Below are 15,939 nucleotides of genomic sequence, written 5' to 3'. Positions count from 1 at the left end.
CCGATGCCGGTCGTCGAGGAGGAGGCCACCGCCGTCCCGCCACCACCCGGCCGGACGGTACGACTGCTCGACGTCGCGTTGCGGGTGGTCGGCGGGCTGGTCGCCGTGGTCGGTGGGGTGCTCACCGCACTGATCGGCCTGCTGCTGTCCACCGTCCGGGTCGGCGGGCAGCTGATCGGGGTGTCGGTGCTGTTCACCATCCTGGCGGCGATCGCGGTGAGCTGGTTCGCGTACGCCACGGTCGGCCGGAAGTGGGCGGTGGCGCTGCCGGCGCTGCCGTGGTTCGTGCTGATGGCGGTGGCAGCGGTCCGCACCGCCGAGGGCGACCTGCTGGTCGCCGGGGACAACTGGGTCGGGTTGGCGATGATCACCACCGGGGCGATGACCTTCGCGGTGATGGCGTTCCGGCAGATCCTCAGCCCGCAGCCGCGCAGCCTCGACGGTTGATGACGACACACAGCAAGCGGTGGTAGATATTCCTGCCAGGATTCCCGTCGAGGCGGCGGGGCGGTACGGCGGGAGGCGTGTGATGAGAGATCGGTGGCGGGCGGTCGGCCTGCTCGCGGCGGCACTGTTCGCGGTCAACGTGGTGGCCCGGGTGATCATCAAGCTCGGCTTCGACGGGACCGACACCGCCGCCGACCGGGTCTCGCTGGGCATGTTCCTCGTGGTCGGGCTGGTCCTGGCCGGGGTGGTGTTCGCCTGGGGTCGGGTCGTCCCGGCCGCGCGGTGGGGAGCCGACGTGGCCGCCGCGGTGGCCGTGGCGCTGTTGCTGACCGTGCTCGTCGGCCCGTTGCTGGTCGGGAACAACCCGTTCGCCGGTGGTGCCGGGCTCTTCTTCGCCCAGATCTGGCTCTACCTCGCCGCCGCCGCAGCCGGCGTGGCGATCGGCTACCTGGTGCTCATCGCGCTCGGCCGCGATTACCGCTCGCAACAGCTCAAGCGGTACGCCGAGCGCAACGCGGCCAAGCCCCGCCGAGTCGTCCGCCGCTGACCTCTCACCCACCCCCACCCGGCCCTGGCCCGGCTTGATCAACCTGCGGTATCCGCCCGGCGGGACACCGACCTCGGCCCAGGGGAGTCGATCAAGGCGATCCGGGTCAGGTCGGCGGGGCGACCCGGGTGAGGTAGGTGTGGTGGGTGGTGAAGCCGAGCTTGCGGTAGAGCGACACCGCCTCGGTGTTGCGCTGCTCCACCTGGAGGAAGGCGTGCGTGGCGCCCTCGGCCGCGCCCCAGTCGACCAGTGCCCGGATCACCCGGACGGCCAACCCCTGCCGGCGTGCCTGCGGGGCCACCTCGATCAGGCTGAGCCCCAGCCATCGGCCCTGCCCGGTGACCGTGCCCCGACCCGTCGCCACCAGCACGCCGTCGGCGCACACCTGGGCGAAGCGGACCCGGTCCACGGCGGTGAGGATGTGCCGGGCGGAGTCCGGCAGGCCGCCCTTGCGGCCGGCGGCGACCGCGAGCCACTCCTCGGACGGCGCGACGGCCAGGGTGACCGGCGGGCCGGCGATCGAGCTGGTCCGGTCCGCGTGAGCCCCGTTCGGCGGGTTGGCGGCCGGTCCGGCCCGGTCCGCGTCGGGCGTCTCGGCCGGCTCTGCCGGTGGCAGCGCGGCCAACGCGATGGTCTGGACCAGGGTGAGCGGTCGGGCGCTCCAGCCCCGGGCGTCCAGTTCGGCGCCGACCGGCACGGCCAGGGGCAGCGGAGTGTTGACCATCGCGGGCTGGCCGCGCTCGGCGTACCAGCGTTCGATCGCGTCCACGGCCGCCGGCAGGGGCCGGTCCGGGTCGCCGACCGGCAGCGCCGAGTTGGCTCGTCCGGTCCAACCGTCTGCGGAGCGCAGCAGCCAGTCGCCGAGCCGACCGCGTACCGGCGCGGGCCACGCCTCGTCCGCCGCCAGTTCCAGCTCGACCACGGCGGTGGCGGTGGGCCGCCGGGTGGGCGGCACCCGTTTGGCCCGGTGCACCTCGGCCACCGGCACCCGGACCCGGCCCTGGGCGGTGGCGATGGTGAGATGCGTCTCGCTCAGCTCGACCAGCTCACCGAGGGCGTCCGAGAAGAGGGGCCGGCCCTCGCGAATCCCCACAATGCGGCGGACCACGATCCGGTGTCCCACATCCTGCTGTCGGAGCACGATCGACCTCCTCCCCGGCGAGATACTAGGCTCTTAGCGTCGCGGGTGATCGCGGCGAGTCTTGCGGAGGAGAAGACCGGTGACCTACATCATCGCCGAGCCGTGCGTGGATGTGCTCGACAAGGCATGCATCGAGGAATGCCCGGTCGACTGCATTTACGAGGGCAATCGGATGCTCTACATCCACCCCGACGAGTGCGTCGACTGTGGTGCCTGTGAGCCGGTCTGCCCGGTGGAGGCCATCTTCTACGAGGACGACGTCCCGGAGCAGTGGAAGGACTACACCGGGGCCAACTACGAGTTCTTCGAGGACCTGGGCTCGCCGGGTGGCGCGTCGAAGGTCGGCAAGGTGGAGAAGGACGCGACGTTCGTCGCCGGCCAGCCGCCGCGCGGCGAGGGCAGCTGAACCGGCCGACAGCGCCGCGGCGCGGGCCACTGAACCGGCCCGCCGCCGCGGCGCAGGGGTCACCGGCCCGGCCCGCGCCGGGGTCGGGGCCGGTCGGGTCCGGGCCGGTGTCGGCCCGGTTGCCCGAGTTCACCTGGGACACGCTGGACGCCGCGGCCACCCTGGCCGCGGCGCACCCGGACGGCCTGATCAACCTCTCCATGGGTACGCCGGTCGACCCGGTGCCCCCGCTGATCCGGCAGGCGCTGGCGGACGCGTCCGACGCGCCGGGCTACCCGCTGACGGCGGGCACCCCGGCGCTGCGGGACGCCATCGCCGGCTGGGTGGCCCGTGCCTGCGGAGCGGGCGTCGACGGGCTCGGGGTGCTGCCGACGATCGGGTCCAAGGAGCTGGTCGCCTGGCTGCCCACCCTGCTCGGGGTCGGCCCCGGCGACGTGGTCGTGGTGCCGTCGATCGCCTATCCGACGTATTCCGACGGGGCCCGGCTGGCCGGTGCCACCGTCGTCCGCGCCGACTCGCTGACCGCCCTCGGCCCCACCCCCCGGGTCCGCCTGGTCTGGGTCAACTCGCCCGGCAACCCGACCGGTCAGGTGCTGCCCGCCGCCCACCTGCGCAAGGTGGTCGACTGGGCCCGCGAGCGCGGTGCCGTGGTGGCCAGCGACGAGTGCTACCTGCCGCTGGGCTGGACGGCCGACGCCGCGCCGGTGTCGGTGCTCTCGCCGGAGGTCTGCGGCGGGTCGTACGACTCGGTGCTGGCGGTGCACTCGCTGTCCAAGCGGTCCAACCTGGCCGGCTACCGGGCCGGGTTCGTCGCCGGTGACCCGGCGCTGGTCGCCGAGCTGCTGAAGATCCGCAAGCACGCCGGCATGATCGTCCCGGCCCCGGTGCAGGCCGCGATGGTGGCCGCGCTCGGTGACCAGGGGCACGCCGACGAGCAGCGGGAACGCTACCGGGCCCGGCGGGAGACGTTGCTCGCCGCGTTCACCGGGGCGGGGTTCACGGTCGAGCATTCCGAGGCGGGTCTCTACCTCTGGCTGACCCGCGACGAGGACTGCTGGGACACCGTCGACTGGCTGGCCAGGCGGGGCATCCTGGTCGCCGCCGGGGCCTTCTACGGCCCTGCCGGGCAGCGGCACGTCCGGGTGGCGCTGACCGGGTCCGACGCGCACGTCGCGGCGGTCGCGCAGCGGCTCGCCCAGCCGTAGGGGCGGGTGCAATGGCTGACGACGTCGACCGGCCCCGGGTCGCCGTGGTGGGCACCGGCCTGATCGGCGGTTCGATCCTGCTGCGGCTGCACGAGGCCGGTACGGAGGTGACCGGCTGGGATCCCGACCCGGCGACCCGGGTCGAGGGCCGACGCCGGGGCCTGGCCTTCCCCGACGAGTTGGCCGACGCGGTCCGTGACCGGGACGTCGTCTTCCTCGGTGGCCCACTGCCCAGCCTGCCGGAGACCCTGCTCGCCGTGGCCGGGCTGACCGACGACCGGTGTGTCGTCACCGACGTGGGCAGCACCAAGGCGGCCGTCGCCGAGTTCGCCGCGGCGCACGGGTTGACCGGCCGGTTCGTCCCCGGTCACCCGATGGCCGGCGCGGAGCGGGCCGGCCTCACCTCCGCGCTGGCCGGGCTCTTCGTCGACGCGGCCTGGGTGCTCTGCCCGAGCGCCGACGGGCTGGGGCCGTTCCGGTCGCTGGTCGGGCTCATCGTCGACGTCTTCCACGCGCACGTCGTGCCGATGTCGCCGGCCGTGCACGACTCCGTCGTCGCGCTCTCCTCGCACGTACCCCACCTGCTGGCCGGCAGCCTGGCCGGGGCCGCCGCCGACTCGGCGGTGCGGGACGCGGTGATCAAGCTCGCGGCGGGCAGCTTCCGCGACGGCACCCGGGTCGCGACGACCCCGGCCCGCCGCACCGCCGACATGCTGCTGTCGAACCGGGAGCAGGTGCTCCGGCAGTTGGCCGAGGTCCGGGCCGCGCTCGACGGGCTGGCCGAGGCGGTACGCGCCGACGACCTGCCCGCGCTGGTGGCCCGGTACGAACGGGCCCGGACGGTACGGCTGACCGGGCCGGACCGCGCGCAACCCGTCCGACGGCAGTTCGACGTCGGCGGCGACCCCGCCGACGAACTGGTGTTCGTCCGGTCGGTCGGCGAGTCCGGCGGACACCTCACCGGGTGCACGGTGGCGCAGGGAACGGTGACGTACACCGGCCGGCGACCCGCCGACGCCCCCGGCCCGGCCTGACCGTCGAGGACGCCGCCGGCCCGTGCCGGCCGTCGGAGGACGCCATCGGGCCGTGCCGGCCGTCGGAGGAACGCGCTGCCCGGGGGAAGCCGGCGGTGCGCCGGCTGCGCCGCTAGGGTGGGTGCGTGGCGGACGGACCGGTGGTGGCGGTACGCGGTGAGGCGTACCGGGAGGTGGCACCCGAGCTGGCCCGCTTCGAGGTGACCGCGACAGCCCGGGAACGGGACCGCCAGGTCGCCCTGGCCCGGCTCGCCGAGCGGGCCGCCGCCGTCCGGGTGCTGCTCGACGAGCACGAGCCGGCGGTGGACCGTCGGGAGGCCGGGGAGCTGCGGGTACGCCCCGAGACGAACCGGTCCGGTGAGCGGGTGGTCGGCTACCTGGGCAGCGTCTCCACCACGGTTACCGTCACCGACTTCAGCACCCTCGCCGAGCTGATGCTGCGCCTGGCCGAGCAGGACCACGTCGAGGTGGCCGGCCCCTGGTGGTCGCTGCGCCCGGACAGCCCGGCCCACCGGGAGGCCCGGCACGCGGCGATCGCCGACGCGTTGCGCCGGGCCCGGGAGTACGCCGAGGCGCTCGGTGCCCGGGTGACCGGGCTGCTGGAGCTGGCCGACACCGACGAGGGCTTCGGCGGCGCGGGCGGCGGGGCGATGTACGCCCGCCAGGCCCGGCAGGCCGGCCCGCCGGAGCTGGAACTCGACCCCCGCCCGCAGCCGGTGCACGCGGTGGTGCGGGCCCGGTTCACCATCAGCGAGCCGGTCCTGGCCTGATGCCCGAGGCGCGTCCGTTCTCCCTCGACGACCTGGTGGCGCGGGCCCGGTCGCTGGCCGACGCCGGCCCCCGCCAGCTGCTGGGGATCGCCGGTGCGCCCGGGGCGGGCAAGTCCACCCTGGCCGAGCGGATCGTCGCGGCGGTCGGCCCGACCGCCCGGTTGGTGCCGATGGACGGCTTCCACCTCGCCCAGGCGGAGCTGGTACGGCTGGGCCGGGCGGACCGCAAGGGCGCGGTGGACACCTTCGACGCCAACGGGTACGTGTCGTTGCTGCGCCGGTTGCGCCGGCTGGAGCCGACCGCCGTGTACGCGCCGCTGTTCCGCCGCGATCTGGAGGAGCCGGTGGCCGGGGCGGTGGAGGTGCCGCCCTCGGTGCGGCTGGTGGTGACCGAGGGCAACTATCTGCTGCTCGACCACCCACCCTGGGACGAGGTGCGGCAGCTGCTGCACGAGGCGTGGTTCCTGGACCTGGACGCGGAGCTGCGGCTGCGCCGGTTGGTGCAGCGGCACATGGCGTACGGGCGGTCCGCGGAGGCGGCGGAGACCTGGGCGTACGGCAGCGACGAGGCGAACACCGCCGTGGTGGTGGGCACCGCCGACCGGGCCGACCTGGTGATCCGGTCAACCGACCCGGGGTGACGGTACGGCGCGGCGCAACAGCCGGGCCACCAGGGCCCGTTCCCGCTGGAACTCCAGCGCCTCCGGGTAGCCGCTGTGGTTGCGGATCGGCGGGTCGGCGACCTCGCCCCCGCTGGGATGCAGTGCCTCCGGGTCGCTCACCGGCACGTCCCGTTCCCCGGCGTTGACCGGCCAGCCGAGCGGGTCGGTGTCGCGCCAGAAGTTGGTCCACGCGACGTAGCCGGAGGGCCAGGTCAGGGTGTCGGCGAGCACCCGGAGCCGGAACGGTCCGAAGTAGGCCGGGAAGACCCGTCCGTAGAGCCGGGTGAACTGGCAGCCGTACGAGAGGAACCAGATCCGCCGTCGCCACCGGGTCGGCAGTTGGAACAGCATCGCCGCGCAGATGACCGTGCCCTGGCTGTGCCCGGAGAGGATCACCCCGTCCATCCGGCGCGGGTCGTGCTCGGTCAGCGCCAGGATCCCGGCGACCCGGGTCTGCAACTCGGGGACGGCCCGTTCCGCGTAGCTGGGCGGGGCGAGCGGATGCGCGGCGCGGGGCCAGAAGGTGCCGACGTCCCAGAGCACCCCGACGCTGCGCCGGACGGTGTCGTTGCGGTAGACCAGCAGCCCGAGGCCGGCGACCACCAGGGGCAGCCAGCCCAGCATGGTGTCGCCGAGGTCGGCGGCGGTGTGCACCAGCCCCGGCCAGCCCGATGCGCCCGCCGGTGCCGGGCGGGTACGGGTGAGCGCCGCCGCGCAGGCGAAGGTCACCAGCACCGCCGTGACGGTGGCGTAGCAGCCGATCAGCCGTACCGCGTGCTCGCCGACCAGGCGGTGCAGCGCACGGAACGTGCTGACGTCCCGGCAGCGGCGCAGGTCGTGCGCGGAGCGCGCCTGCCCGCCGGCGGTGAGCCGGGTGTACTCGGCGTGGCGCAACCGGCGGAAGAGCACCCCGGCGCGAATCAGCGTGCCGACCAGGGCGGCCGTGGCGATGGTGAAGGCCAGTCCGGCCCAGATCACCGGCAGCGGCGGCACGATCGGCGAGAACCCGCTGGGGGAGGTCGGACCGTCGAGCCGGTCGGTGATCCAGTAGAGCAGGCCGGCGCTGTAGGAGATGGCCATCATCCAGCCGAAGCCGGCGAGCACCGCGGCCCCCCGACCGCCCCAGGCCACGTCGCTGTGCGCGCCGAGCGGTTGTTGGCCCGCGTCGCCGTCGGTGCGGGGCAGCAGCAGCCCGATCGCGGCGACGGCGATGGCCGGTGCGACGAGCATCCAGATCCGCAGCCCGCCGGGGGCGGCGGGGACGCCGGGCAGCCGGCCGTCGAGCCAGGCCATCCCGAGGGGCAGCAGCACGCCGGCGGTGGCGGGAGCGAGCAGGGCGCGTCGTCCGGACCGGGCGACCGTGCCGATGGCGACCAGCAGTAGCACCTGGTAGGTGGCGAGCCAGGCGACGATGCCGTCGTACCCGGGCAGGGAGTGGTCGGAGCGGCAGCCGGCGAGAGCCGGATCACGGATGCAGCCGACCGGTGGGCGGAAGTGTGCGAGCGGGGTGCCGGCGGGGCCGTCCGGCAGCAGCAGGAGCGTGAAGGCACCGGCCAGCGCGAGGCCGGTGAGCACCCCGACGGCGATGCTCCACCGCCCGAGCGGGGTGGCCCCACTGCGTCGGGTCAGCCAGGGGCGGCCCACCGCCACCACCGCGATCACCACCACCGCGACCAGGGCGGCGATGGTCGGGGCGGCGACCATGGCCCGGATGCCCCGGGGCGGGTCCATCGTCAGCACCGCGCCGACCGGCACCGCGGCGGCGAGCACCGCGCCGACGCACAGGTGCAGGACGGCGGCGCGGCGCAGCTGGCCCTCACCGCACCAGAAGGTGCGGTCCTGCAACGGGTTGGCCAGGGTGGGAGCTTCCTCGGCGGGGTGTTCCCCGTCGTCCGCCGGGGAGCGGTGCGGGCGGGGTTCGGCGGGCATCTCGGCCTCGTACTGGTAGGTGCGCCAGGCGACGATGCCGAGCACCGACAGCATGGCCAGCGGTAGCAGCAGGCCGACGGCGAGCGCGTGGGCGTCCGCGTGCCACCAGCCCCGGCCGAGGAACTCCCACGGGCCGGGCAGCTGCCGCAGGCACTCCTGGTCGACGCACTGCCAGGCGACCAGGTCGACCCCGACGCCGGTGGCGGCGAGCACCAGGGTGCCGGTGAGGCTGAGACAGAACAGCCGGATCAGCCAGGCGGTGATGCCGGAGCGGCTGCCCCAGCGTTCGGTGTCCGGGTCGGACGGGATGTCGGGTCGGGCGTACAGGGCGACGTTGGCCAGGGTGAACGGCAGCAGCAACGTCCACAGGGCCCGTTCGACGTCCCGCGCGGTCCGCGCCCCCGACGTCAACTGCCCCCAGCTGTACGCCTCCACGACGAGGGGATCGTCCGGGGCGGACGTGCTGGCGCGGTAGAAGCCGGTGACGTCGCCGCCGGAGACGAGCCGGGGCTGCGGACCGTCACCGGCCGGGTCGGTGCGCAGTCCGAGGATCTGATCGGGCGGGGTGTTGGACACGCCGTGCACCCGAAGTTCGAGTACCCGCTCGGCCATCGGTGCCCCCTGGTGACGTCGTCACTACCCAGAGTGCATCGGATTTCACGATTCGCCCACCGGTCCGACCGAGGTTTTCGCAGCTCAAGCTGTTATTCCAGGGTACGTATCACCCGTGCGGGGTTACCCACGGCGATTACGTTGGGCGGTAGGTCGCGGGTGACCACCGCGCCTGCGCCGACCACCGTGTTCTCCCCGATGCTCACCCCGGCGAGGACGATCACCCCGCCGCCGAGCCAGACGTTGTCGCCGATCGTGATCGGCTGGGCGGCCTCCCACTTGGCGCGGCGTGGATCGGGCTCGACAGGGTGGGTGGCGGTGAGCAGTTGCACGTTCGGTCCGATCTGGACGTCCGCGCCGATGGTGATCCGCGCGACGTCGAGGAAGACGGCGTTGAAGTTGACGAAGCTGCGTGGGCCGATGTGGGTCTGCCAGCCGTAGTCGCAGTACAGCGGCGGGCGCACCCAGGCGTCCTCGCCGACGGTGCCGAGCAGTTCGCGCAGGGCGGCGAGTCGGCCCTCGGGGTCGTCGGCGGAACTGCGGTTGAAGCGTTCGGTGCGCCGGGCGGCGCGGTCCAGGTCGGCGAGGATCTCGGGTTCGTTCGCGATGTACGGCTCGCCGGCGAGCATGCGTTCCCTCATGGACGTCACCAGGTGATCGTCGCTGATCGGCTGCCCCGGTGCCCGCCGCCGGGTCGGTCGTGTCTCGGCAATGTGGCTAGACGGTCATCTTCCGGACTTCTTTTTGCATACCGAGTATGCAATTCTGGGACGTCGATGTGACTCCTGTCATGAAGACGCTCCCCAAGGAGGATCCGTTGCACCGAAGCAGAAGAACCGCAGCCGGTGGGCTGGTGCTCGCCCTGGCCCTCGGCCTACCGGCGACGGGCGCGAGCGCCGCGCCCGCCGCCCGGACCACGCCCCGGCCCGCCGCGCCGGCCGTGGGCTCCACCACGGTCACCCTGATCACCGGGGACCAGGTAACCGTCACCCGCACCGGTGACGCCGCCGTCCGCCCCGGCGTCGGCCGCGAACACCAACAGTTCGTGGTACGCCGCGAGCGCGGTCACCTCTCCGTGGTGCCCCGCGACGCGGTGCCGCTGCTCCGCTCGGGGCAGGTCGACCGCCGCCTGTTCGACGTCACCGCGCTGATCGCCGCCCGCTACGACGACGCCCACCGCGACAACCTGCCGCTGCTGGTGTCGTACCGCTCGGCGCAGGCCCGGCGCGGCGCGACCGCGCTGCCCGGCACCCGGGTGACCCGCGACCTGCCGGCGATCCAGGGCGCGGCCCTGACCGCCGGCAAGTCCTCGGCCGGCGCGGTCTGGTCGACGCTCACCGGCGGCCCCACCGGGGCCCGGCTCGACGCGGCAGGGGGCGTCGAGCGGATCTGGTTGGACGGTCGCCGGGCGGTCGCCCTCGACCACAGCGTGCCCCAGATCGGCGCACCCACCGCCTGGTCGGCCGGATACACCGGCAAGGGGGTGACCGTCGCGGTGCTGGACACCGGCATCGACGCCACCCACCCGGACCTGGCCGGCACGGTGACCGAGGCGCACAACTTCAGCGACGCGCCGGACCAGCGGGACACCGTCGGGCACGGCACCCACGTCGCGTCCACCATCGCCGGCAGCGGCGCGGCCTCCGGCGGCAAGTACAAGGGCGTCGCGCCGGACGCGAAGCTGCTCGACGGCAAGGTCTGCGAGGACTTCGGCTGTGCCGAGTCGGCGATCCTGGCCGGCATGCAGTGGGCCACGGTCGACAAGAAGGCCGCCGTGGTCAACCTGAGCCTCGGCGGCGGCGACACCCCGGAGGTCGACCCGCTGGAGGAGGCCGTCCAGACGCTGACCGCCCAGACCGGCAGCCTCTTCGTCATCGCCGCCGGCAACGACGGCGTGGACGGCTCGGTCGGCTCCCCGTCCACCGCCGACGCCGCGCTCTCCGTCGGCGCGGTCGACCGGGACGACGAGCTGGCAGAGTTCTCCAGCCGGGGCCCCCGCGTCGGTGACGACGCGATCAAGCCCGACATCACCGCCCCCGGCGTCGACATCGTCGCCGCGCGGTCCGTCGACGGCCAGATCGGCGACCCGGTGGGGACGAAGTACGTCACGCTCTCCGGCACCTCGATGGCCACCCCGCACGTCGCCGGTTCGGTGGCGCTGCTCGCCCAGCAGCATCCCGGCTGGAAGGCCGGGCAGCTCAAGGCGACCCTGATGGCCGCCGCGAAGCCGCACCCGACGCAGACCGCCTACGAGCAGGGCGCCGGTCGGGTGGACCTGACCCGGGCGATCACCGAGCAGGTCACCACCGACCCGGTGAGCGTCTCCTTCGGCCGTGCCCTCTGGCCGCACGGCGACGACGCGCCGATCATCCGGACGGTCGCCTGGCAGAACAGCGGGACCGCCCCGGTCACCCTCGATCTGACCGTCGAGGCGACGGGGCCGGGCGGGAAGGCCGCGCCGGCCGGCATGTTCACCCTCGGCGTCAACCGGCTCACCGTCCCGGCCGGCGGTCGGGCCGAGACCACCGTCACCACCAACACCCGGCTCGGTGTCGACGGCTACTGGACGGGCCGGGTCGTGGCCCGCTCCGGCGGCACCGTCGCGGTGACCCCGCTGGCGGTGCACCGGGAGGTGGAGAGCTACACCGTCACGCTCACCCACCTCGGCCGCGACGGCAAGCCCTACGGCGACGTCTCCACCACCCTGAACAGCCTCGCCAGCTTCGACCTGCGGGACGTCTTCGACCCCGACGGCGTCGCCCAGGTCCGGCTCCCCAAGGGCCGGTACGGCCTGAGTAGCGTCTTCTTCGAGGAGGGCCCGGACGAGGAGTCGGGCGGGCTGGCCATGCTCGCCCAGCCGGAGCTGGTGGTCGACGGCGACAAGGCGGTCACCATCGACCTGCGTCGGGCCAAGCCGGTACGGATGACCGTCCCGCAGGCCGACGCGAAGCTCGCCCTGGCCGACATCAGCGCCAACTTCTTCTCCGCCGACGGCGGCAGCTACGGTTTCGGCATCGTCTCCTTCTACACCTTCGACGGGCTGTCCACCGGGCAACTCGGCAGCCCGGTGTCGGACGAGCAGTTCGTCTCCACCTTCAGCAGCCAATGGGCCGACCTCGACGCCGCGTACAGCCCCTACCTGTACGCGCTGAGCGAGGCCGTGCCGGGCAAGCTGCCCAGCGGCTTCGTCCGCGACTACGGCCGACGTGACCTGGCCACCGTGGTGCACAAGTTCCGTGACCCGTACCCGGGGACGGAGGCCGAGCGGATGATCTTCCCGGACGCCGGCTACAACACCGGCGGCTGGGCGGTCGTGCTCCCCACCGACGTGCCCGGCCAGCGTACCGAGCACTACAGCACCAAGGGTGTGCGCTGGGAGTCCGAGCTGGGCTTCGGCACCCGCGACCCGGAGGGCTGGCTGAACACCGAGGCGATCCTCCAGGGGTCACCGACCGCCTACCGGGCCAATCGGAAGGTCACCGAGACCTGGGGGGCCGCACCGCTCGGGCCGTCCCTGCCCACCCCCCGCTGGCCGGAGCAGAACGTCACCCGGATCGGGGACACCATCATGGTCGGCGTGCCGCTGCACAGCGACGCCGCCGGGCACTCCGGCGCGTCCCTCAACGACAGCTCCCGAACCGCGCTGTGGCGCAACGGGACGCTGGTGGAGGAGACCGACAACCCGGGGTACGGCGATTTCACCGTGCCGGAGGCGGCCGGTGACTACCGGCTGACCGTCGGGGCCAGCCGCAGCCTCACCGACCTCAGTACCGAGGTCGAGGCGAGCTGGACGTTCCGCTCCGGGCACGTGGCAGGTGACACGCCGAAGCGGCTGCCGCTGTCGGAGATCCGGTTCACCCCGCAGCTGGCCACCGACAACAGCGCCCCGGCCGGGCGGGTCTTCGCCATCCCGGTCCAGGTGCGGCGGCAGGCGGGTGCCGGCACCGCCAAGGTGGCGAAGCTGAGCGTCGACGTGTCGTACGACGGCGGGAAGACCTGGCGGCGGGCGACCGTGGTGAAGGTGCCGGGCCAGGGCACGGTGGCCCTGGTCACGCACCCGGCGGGCACCGGGTACGCGTCCCTGCGGGCCACCGCCCGGGACACCGACGGCAACACCGCGAGCACCCGGATCATCCAGGCGTACCGCCTGAAGTGAGCCGGCGTCCGGGCCCGCGGCGGGGTACGCCGCGGGCCCGGACCGCCGTTCGTCGAGATCGGCCGCGCGATGCCGAGCAGTGCCGTTCGCGCGTGCCGAGCCCTTCAGCCGTCGGCGTGCGGAGCCCGCAGCCGTTGGCGTGCCGAGCTCTCAGTCGTTGGCGTGCAGGGCGGCGTTCAGCTCGATGCCCCGGCCGGTGCGCGGCTTCGCCTCCAGCGCCCCGGTGACCGAGTTGCGCCAGAACAGCAGGCCGTCGACGCCGGACAGCTCGCGGGCCTTGACCACCCGGCCGTCCGGCAAAGTGATCTTCGAGGCGGCGGTGAGGTAACAGCCCGCCTCCACCACGCAGTCGTCGCCGAGCGAGATGCCGACCCCGGCGTTCGCGCCGACCAGGCTCCGCTCACCGATGCGGATCCGGTCGGTGCCGCCGCCGGAGAGGGTACCCATGATCGACGCGCCGCCGCCGATGTCCGAGCCGTCCCCGACCACCACGCCCTGCACGATCCGACCCTCGACCATCGAGGTGCCCAACGTGCCGGCGTTGAAGTTGACGAAGCCCTCGTGCATCACGGTAGTGCCGGTGGCCAGGTGGGCGCCGAGCCGGACCCGGTCCGCGTCGGCGATCCGCACCCCGGCGGGGACCACGTAGTCGGTCATCCGGGGGAACTTGTCCACCCCGTACACGGCCAGGTGGCGGCCGGCGGCCCGCTCGATCACCCGTAGCTCGTCCACCCGCTCCGGCGGGCACGGCCCGGCCGAGGTCCAGGCCACGTTCGCCAGTTGGGCGAAGATGCCGTCGAGGTTCAGCTCGTTGGGCCGCACCAGGCGGTGGGAGAGCAGGTGCAGCCGCAGGTACGCGTCGGCGGCGTCCTTGATCGGCTCGTCCAGCGCGCCGATCACGGTGACCACCTGCACCGTACGCAGACCGGGCAGGGACCGCTCGCCGATCGCGCCGGGCGGCAGGTCGAGCACGTCGGCCTGGTCCTCGCCGGGGACCAGGGGCAGCTCGCCGAGCCCCAGCTTGCCGGTCGGGTACCAGGTGTCGAGCACCTGCTCGGCACCGGTGACGGTGGCCAGGCCGATACCCCAGGCGGATTGGGACGTCACTGTTCTACCCTCTCGTTCGCGGCTGCGGGCCTGCGTGGGCTCACCCCTCGCGCCCACCGTTCAGGACGGTACCGTGCGAACCATGGAGAACCCGCTGACCCCCGAGGTCCTGGCCGATCCGGTGGCGCTGACCCGTGCGCTGGTCGACATAGAGTCCGTCTCCCTCGACGAGAAGGCCATCGCCGACTGCGTCGAGGACGTCCTGCGCCGGGTGCCGCACCTGAGCACCTTCCGGCACGGCAATACCGTGATGGCGCGAACGGACCTCGGCCGGGCCTCCCGGGTGGTGCTCGCCGGGCACCTGGACACGGTGCCGCTCAACGACAACTTCCCGTCGACCATGCGCGGGGACCTGATGTACGGCTGCGGCACCTCCGACATGAAGTCCGGGGTGGCCTTCGCGCTGCACCTGGCGGTGACCCTGCCCGAACCCCGGTACGACGTGACGTACTTCTTCTACGAGGCCGAGGAGATCGAGTCGCGGTACAACGGGCTCACCCTGGTCTCCCAGGCTCACCCGGAGTGGCTCCTGGCCGACTTCGCGGTGCTGCTCGAACCGACGTACGGCATCGTCGAGGCCGGCTGCCAGGGCACCATGCGGGCGATCGTCACCACCCACGGCGAGCGGGCCCACGCGGCCCGGTCCTGGCACGGGGTCAACGCCATCCACGGCGCGGGCGAGGTGCTGCGCCGGCTCTCCGGGTACGAGGCACGGCGGGTCACCATCGACGGCTGCGACTACCGCGAGGGCCTGAACGCGGTACGGATCAACGGCGGAGTGGCCGGCAACGTCGTCCCCGACCGCTGCGAGATCGAGATCAACTACCGGTACGCCCCGGATCGTGACCCGGCGGCGGCCGAGGCGCACCTGCGGGAGGTGCTCGCCGGCTTCGAGTTGCGGGTCACCGATGCGGCTGCCGGCGCACGCCCCGGGCTGGACTCGCCGGCGGCCCAGGAGTTCCTGGCGGCGGTGGGCGCGGCACCGATCGGCAAGCTGGGCTGGACGGACGTGGCCCGGTTCGCGGCGATGGGCATCCCGGCGCTGAACTTCGGCCCGGGAGACCCCAACCTGGCCCACCACAAGGACGAACACGTCGAGCTGACCAAGATCCGCGACGGCGCCGCCACCCTCCACCGCTGGCTCACCCCCGCCTAACCGCCCCCTCCCTCCCCTGCCCCCGCTCCCCGCCTGCCCCGCCGGCCCCCCTGCCCCGCCGGTCCTCGGTGATCAAGAGGTTTACGTCAGGGAGAGCGCTCGCTGGTGCTAAAACCTCTTGATCACCGGCCCGGTGAGGGTGGCGGGCTGTGCAGTGGCGCTCGCCGTAGGCGATTTCGGGGTCGTGGGTGTCGATGTTCGCGCGCGGGGTGTGGCGTGGGGGTGGGGATGCCCTGGGGGTGGAGTGGCGAGGCATGGGGGTGGAGGTGGTGGGGCATGGGGGTGGAGGTGGGGGTGGGATGGTGGGGCTTGGGGGTGGGCGTGGTGAAGCCCGGCCCTGGGCGGGCGTGTGGGTGGTGAGGCTTGGGGTGGGTGTGGGGAGAGGGTGGGGGTGAGGTCCCCGGAGGTGGTGGAATGCCGGGAGCTGGGTTCGGGTGGGGGTGGGGTGACCGGTCAGGTCAGACTGAGGTGAGGCGGGGATTGTCGGGTTCGGTGGGCTCGGCGGGCTTGGCGGCGGGCTCTACCGGCACCTCCAGCTGTCGGGCGCGGCGACGCTCGGCCACCACCTCGTTGATCCGTCGCTGCATCTGCCGGCGGATCCGCATCCGCTCGTTGTTGCTGATCACGCTTGCTCCTCCCCCGAAGGCGCGTGCCGGGCCATACCCGGTATGTGAATAGTAAGACGTACGGGCGACAGAATTAGTTGCCCAAGATCGCGAACTTTTTCTCCGGCTCGCCGGCCGCCACCGCCCTGACGTGCGCCTCCA

General features: G+C 73.5%; 14 protein-coding genes. 9 read left to right on the top strand and 5 right to left on the bottom strand.

Features of this window, described 5'->3' with window-relative positions; translation table 11 throughout:
• Positions 1-3 precede the first annotated feature (3 nt).
• On the top strand, positions 4-447 hold the full coding sequence (locus ACIG87_RS05265; RefSeq protein WP_396848743.1) for a hypothetical protein: 444 nt from the start codon (positions 4-6) through the stop codon (positions 445-447).
• Positions 448-529: 82 nt separating this feature from the next.
• Positions 530-994, top strand: coding sequence for a hypothetical protein (locus ACIG87_RS05260; RefSeq protein WP_396848397.1), 465 nt, complete (start codon positions 530-532; stop codon positions 992-994).
• A gap of 106 nt (positions 995-1,100) precedes the next feature.
• On the opposite strand, the gene ACIG87_RS05255 is transcribed toward ACIG87_RS05260, so the two are convergent.
• Positions 1,101-2,135 (bottom strand): GNAT family N-acetyltransferase, encoded by a 1,035-nt coding sequence (locus ACIG87_RS05255; protein WP_396848396.1) that lies wholly within the window; start codon positions 2,133-2,135, stop codon positions 1,101-1,103.
• 79 nt (positions 2,136-2,214) lie between these two features.
• On the opposite strand from ACIG87_RS05255, the gene fdxA reads away from it, so the two are divergent.
• The 5 genes from fdxA (at position 2,215) to ACIG87_RS05230 (ending at position 6,191) form a co-directional block, all read left to right on the top strand.
• Positions 2,215-2,541: a ferredoxin gene (gene fdxA / locus ACIG87_RS05250; protein ID WP_396848394.1), complete on the top strand. Its 327-nt coding sequence runs from the start codon at positions 2,215-2,217 to the stop codon at positions 2,539-2,541.
• Positions 2,542-2,648: 107 nt separating this feature from the next.
• The gene (dapC, locus tag ACIG87_RS05245) at positions 2,649-3,746 is read left to right on the top strand and encodes a succinyldiaminopimelate transaminase (RefSeq protein ID WP_396848392.1); all 1,098 of its coding nucleotides are present in this window, start codon (positions 2,649-2,651) and stop codon (positions 3,744-3,746) included.
• Positions 3,747-3,757: 11 nt separating this feature from the next.
• Entirely contained in the window at positions 3,758-4,780 is a 1,023-nt protein-coding gene (locus tag ACIG87_RS05240; protein WP_396848389.1) for a prephenate dehydrogenase, read from the top strand.
• A 125-nt stretch (positions 4,781-4,905) separates the two neighbouring features.
• Positions 4,906-5,550 carry an SIMPL domain-containing protein gene (locus ACIG87_RS05235; protein ID WP_396848387.1) on the top strand — a complete coding sequence of 215 codons (645 nt, stop codon included), beginning with the start codon at positions 4,906-4,908 and terminating at the stop codon, positions 5,548-5,550.
• Positions 5,550-6,191, top strand: a complete 642-nt coding sequence (locus ACIG87_RS05230; RefSeq protein ID WP_396848386.1) for a nucleoside/nucleotide kinase family protein — start codon at positions 5,550-5,552, stop codon at positions 6,189-6,191. The genes ACIG87_RS05235 and ACIG87_RS05230 overlap by 1 nt, the downstream gene beginning before the upstream one ends.
• On the opposite strand, the gene ACIG87_RS05225 is transcribed toward ACIG87_RS05230, so the two are convergent.
• Entirely contained in the window at positions 6,174-8,753 is a 2,580-nt protein-coding gene (locus ACIG87_RS05225) for a hypothetical protein (RefSeq protein WP_396848384.1), read from the bottom strand. The genes ACIG87_RS05230 and ACIG87_RS05225 overlap by 18 nt on opposite strands.
• A 92-nt stretch (positions 8,754-8,845) precedes the next feature.
• Positions 8,846-9,403 (bottom strand): sugar O-acetyltransferase, encoded by a 558-nt coding sequence (locus tag ACIG87_RS05220; protein WP_396848382.1) that lies wholly within the window; start codon positions 9,401-9,403, stop codon positions 8,846-8,848.
• Positions 9,404-9,543: 140 nt separating this feature from the next.
• Here ACIG87_RS05220 and ACIG87_RS05215 point away from each other — a divergent pair, with 140 nt between their 5' ends.
• On the top strand, positions 9,544-12,909 hold the full coding sequence (locus ACIG87_RS05215; protein WP_396848381.1) for a S8 family serine peptidase: 3,366 nt from the start codon (positions 9,544-9,546) through the stop codon (positions 12,907-12,909).
• Between the two features lie 150 nt (positions 12,910-13,059).
• Here ACIG87_RS05215 and dapD read toward each other — a convergent pair whose 3' ends face one another.
• Positions 13,060-14,016: a 2,3,4,5-tetrahydropyridine-2,6-dicarboxylate N-succinyltransferase gene (gene dapD / locus ACIG87_RS05210; RefSeq protein ID WP_396848379.1), complete on the bottom strand. Its 957-nt coding sequence runs from the start codon at positions 14,014-14,016 to the stop codon at positions 13,060-13,062.
• An 82-nt stretch (positions 14,017-14,098) separates the two neighbouring features.
• On the opposite strand from dapD, the gene dapE reads away from it, so the two are divergent.
• On the top strand, positions 14,099-15,172 hold the full coding sequence (gene dapE / locus ACIG87_RS05205; protein ID WP_396848377.1) for a succinyl-diaminopimelate desuccinylase: 1,074 nt from the start codon (positions 14,099-14,101) through the stop codon (positions 15,170-15,172).
• Positions 15,173-15,630: 458 nt separating this feature from the next.
• Here dapE and ACIG87_RS05200 read toward each other — a convergent pair whose 3' ends face one another.
• Positions 15,631-15,798, bottom strand: coding sequence for a hypothetical protein (locus ACIG87_RS05200; protein ID WP_396848376.1), 168 nt, complete (start codon positions 15,796-15,798; stop codon positions 15,631-15,633).
• Between the last annotated feature and the right edge of the window lie 141 nt (positions 15,799-15,939).

Source organism: Micromonospora sp. NPDC051925, assembly GCF_044548625.1.
In the GTDB taxonomy this organism is placed as follows: Bacteria; Actinomycetota; Actinomycetes; order Mycobacteriales; family Micromonosporaceae; genus Micromonospora.
This window is presented reverse-complemented; position numbering and strand designations above follow the sequence as displayed.

What these genes read in the sequence shown, in the direction of transcription:
- ACIG87_RS05265 (WP_396848743.1), top strand. Translation starts at nt 4, where the DNA reads ATGCCGGTCGTCGAGGAGGAGGCCACCGCCGTCCCGCCACCACCCGGC.
- ACIG87_RS05260 (WP_396848397.1), top strand. Translation starts at nt 530, where the DNA reads ATGAGAGATCGGTGGCGGGCGGTCGGCCTGCTCGCGGCGGCACTGTTC.
- ACIG87_RS05240 (WP_396848389.1), top strand. Translation starts at nt 3,758, where the DNA reads ATGGCTGACGACGTCGACCGGCCCCGGGTCGCCGTGGTGGGCACCGGC.
- ACIG87_RS05230 (WP_396848386.1), top strand. Translation starts at nt 5,550, where the DNA reads ATGCCCGAGGCGCGTCCGTTCTCCCTCGACGACCTGGTGGCGCGGGCC.
- ACIG87_RS05225 (WP_396848384.1), bottom strand. Translation starts at nt 8,753, where the DNA reads ATGGCCGAGCGGGTACTCGAACTTCGGGTGCACGGCGTGTCCAACACC.
- ACIG87_RS05215 (WP_396848381.1), top strand. Translation starts at nt 9,544, where the DNA reads ATGAAGACGCTCCCCAAGGAGGATCCGTTGCACCGAAGCAGAAGAACC.
- dapE (WP_396848377.1), top strand. Translation starts at nt 14,099, where the DNA reads ATGGAGAACCCGCTGACCCCCGAGGTCCTGGCCGATCCGGTGGCGCTG.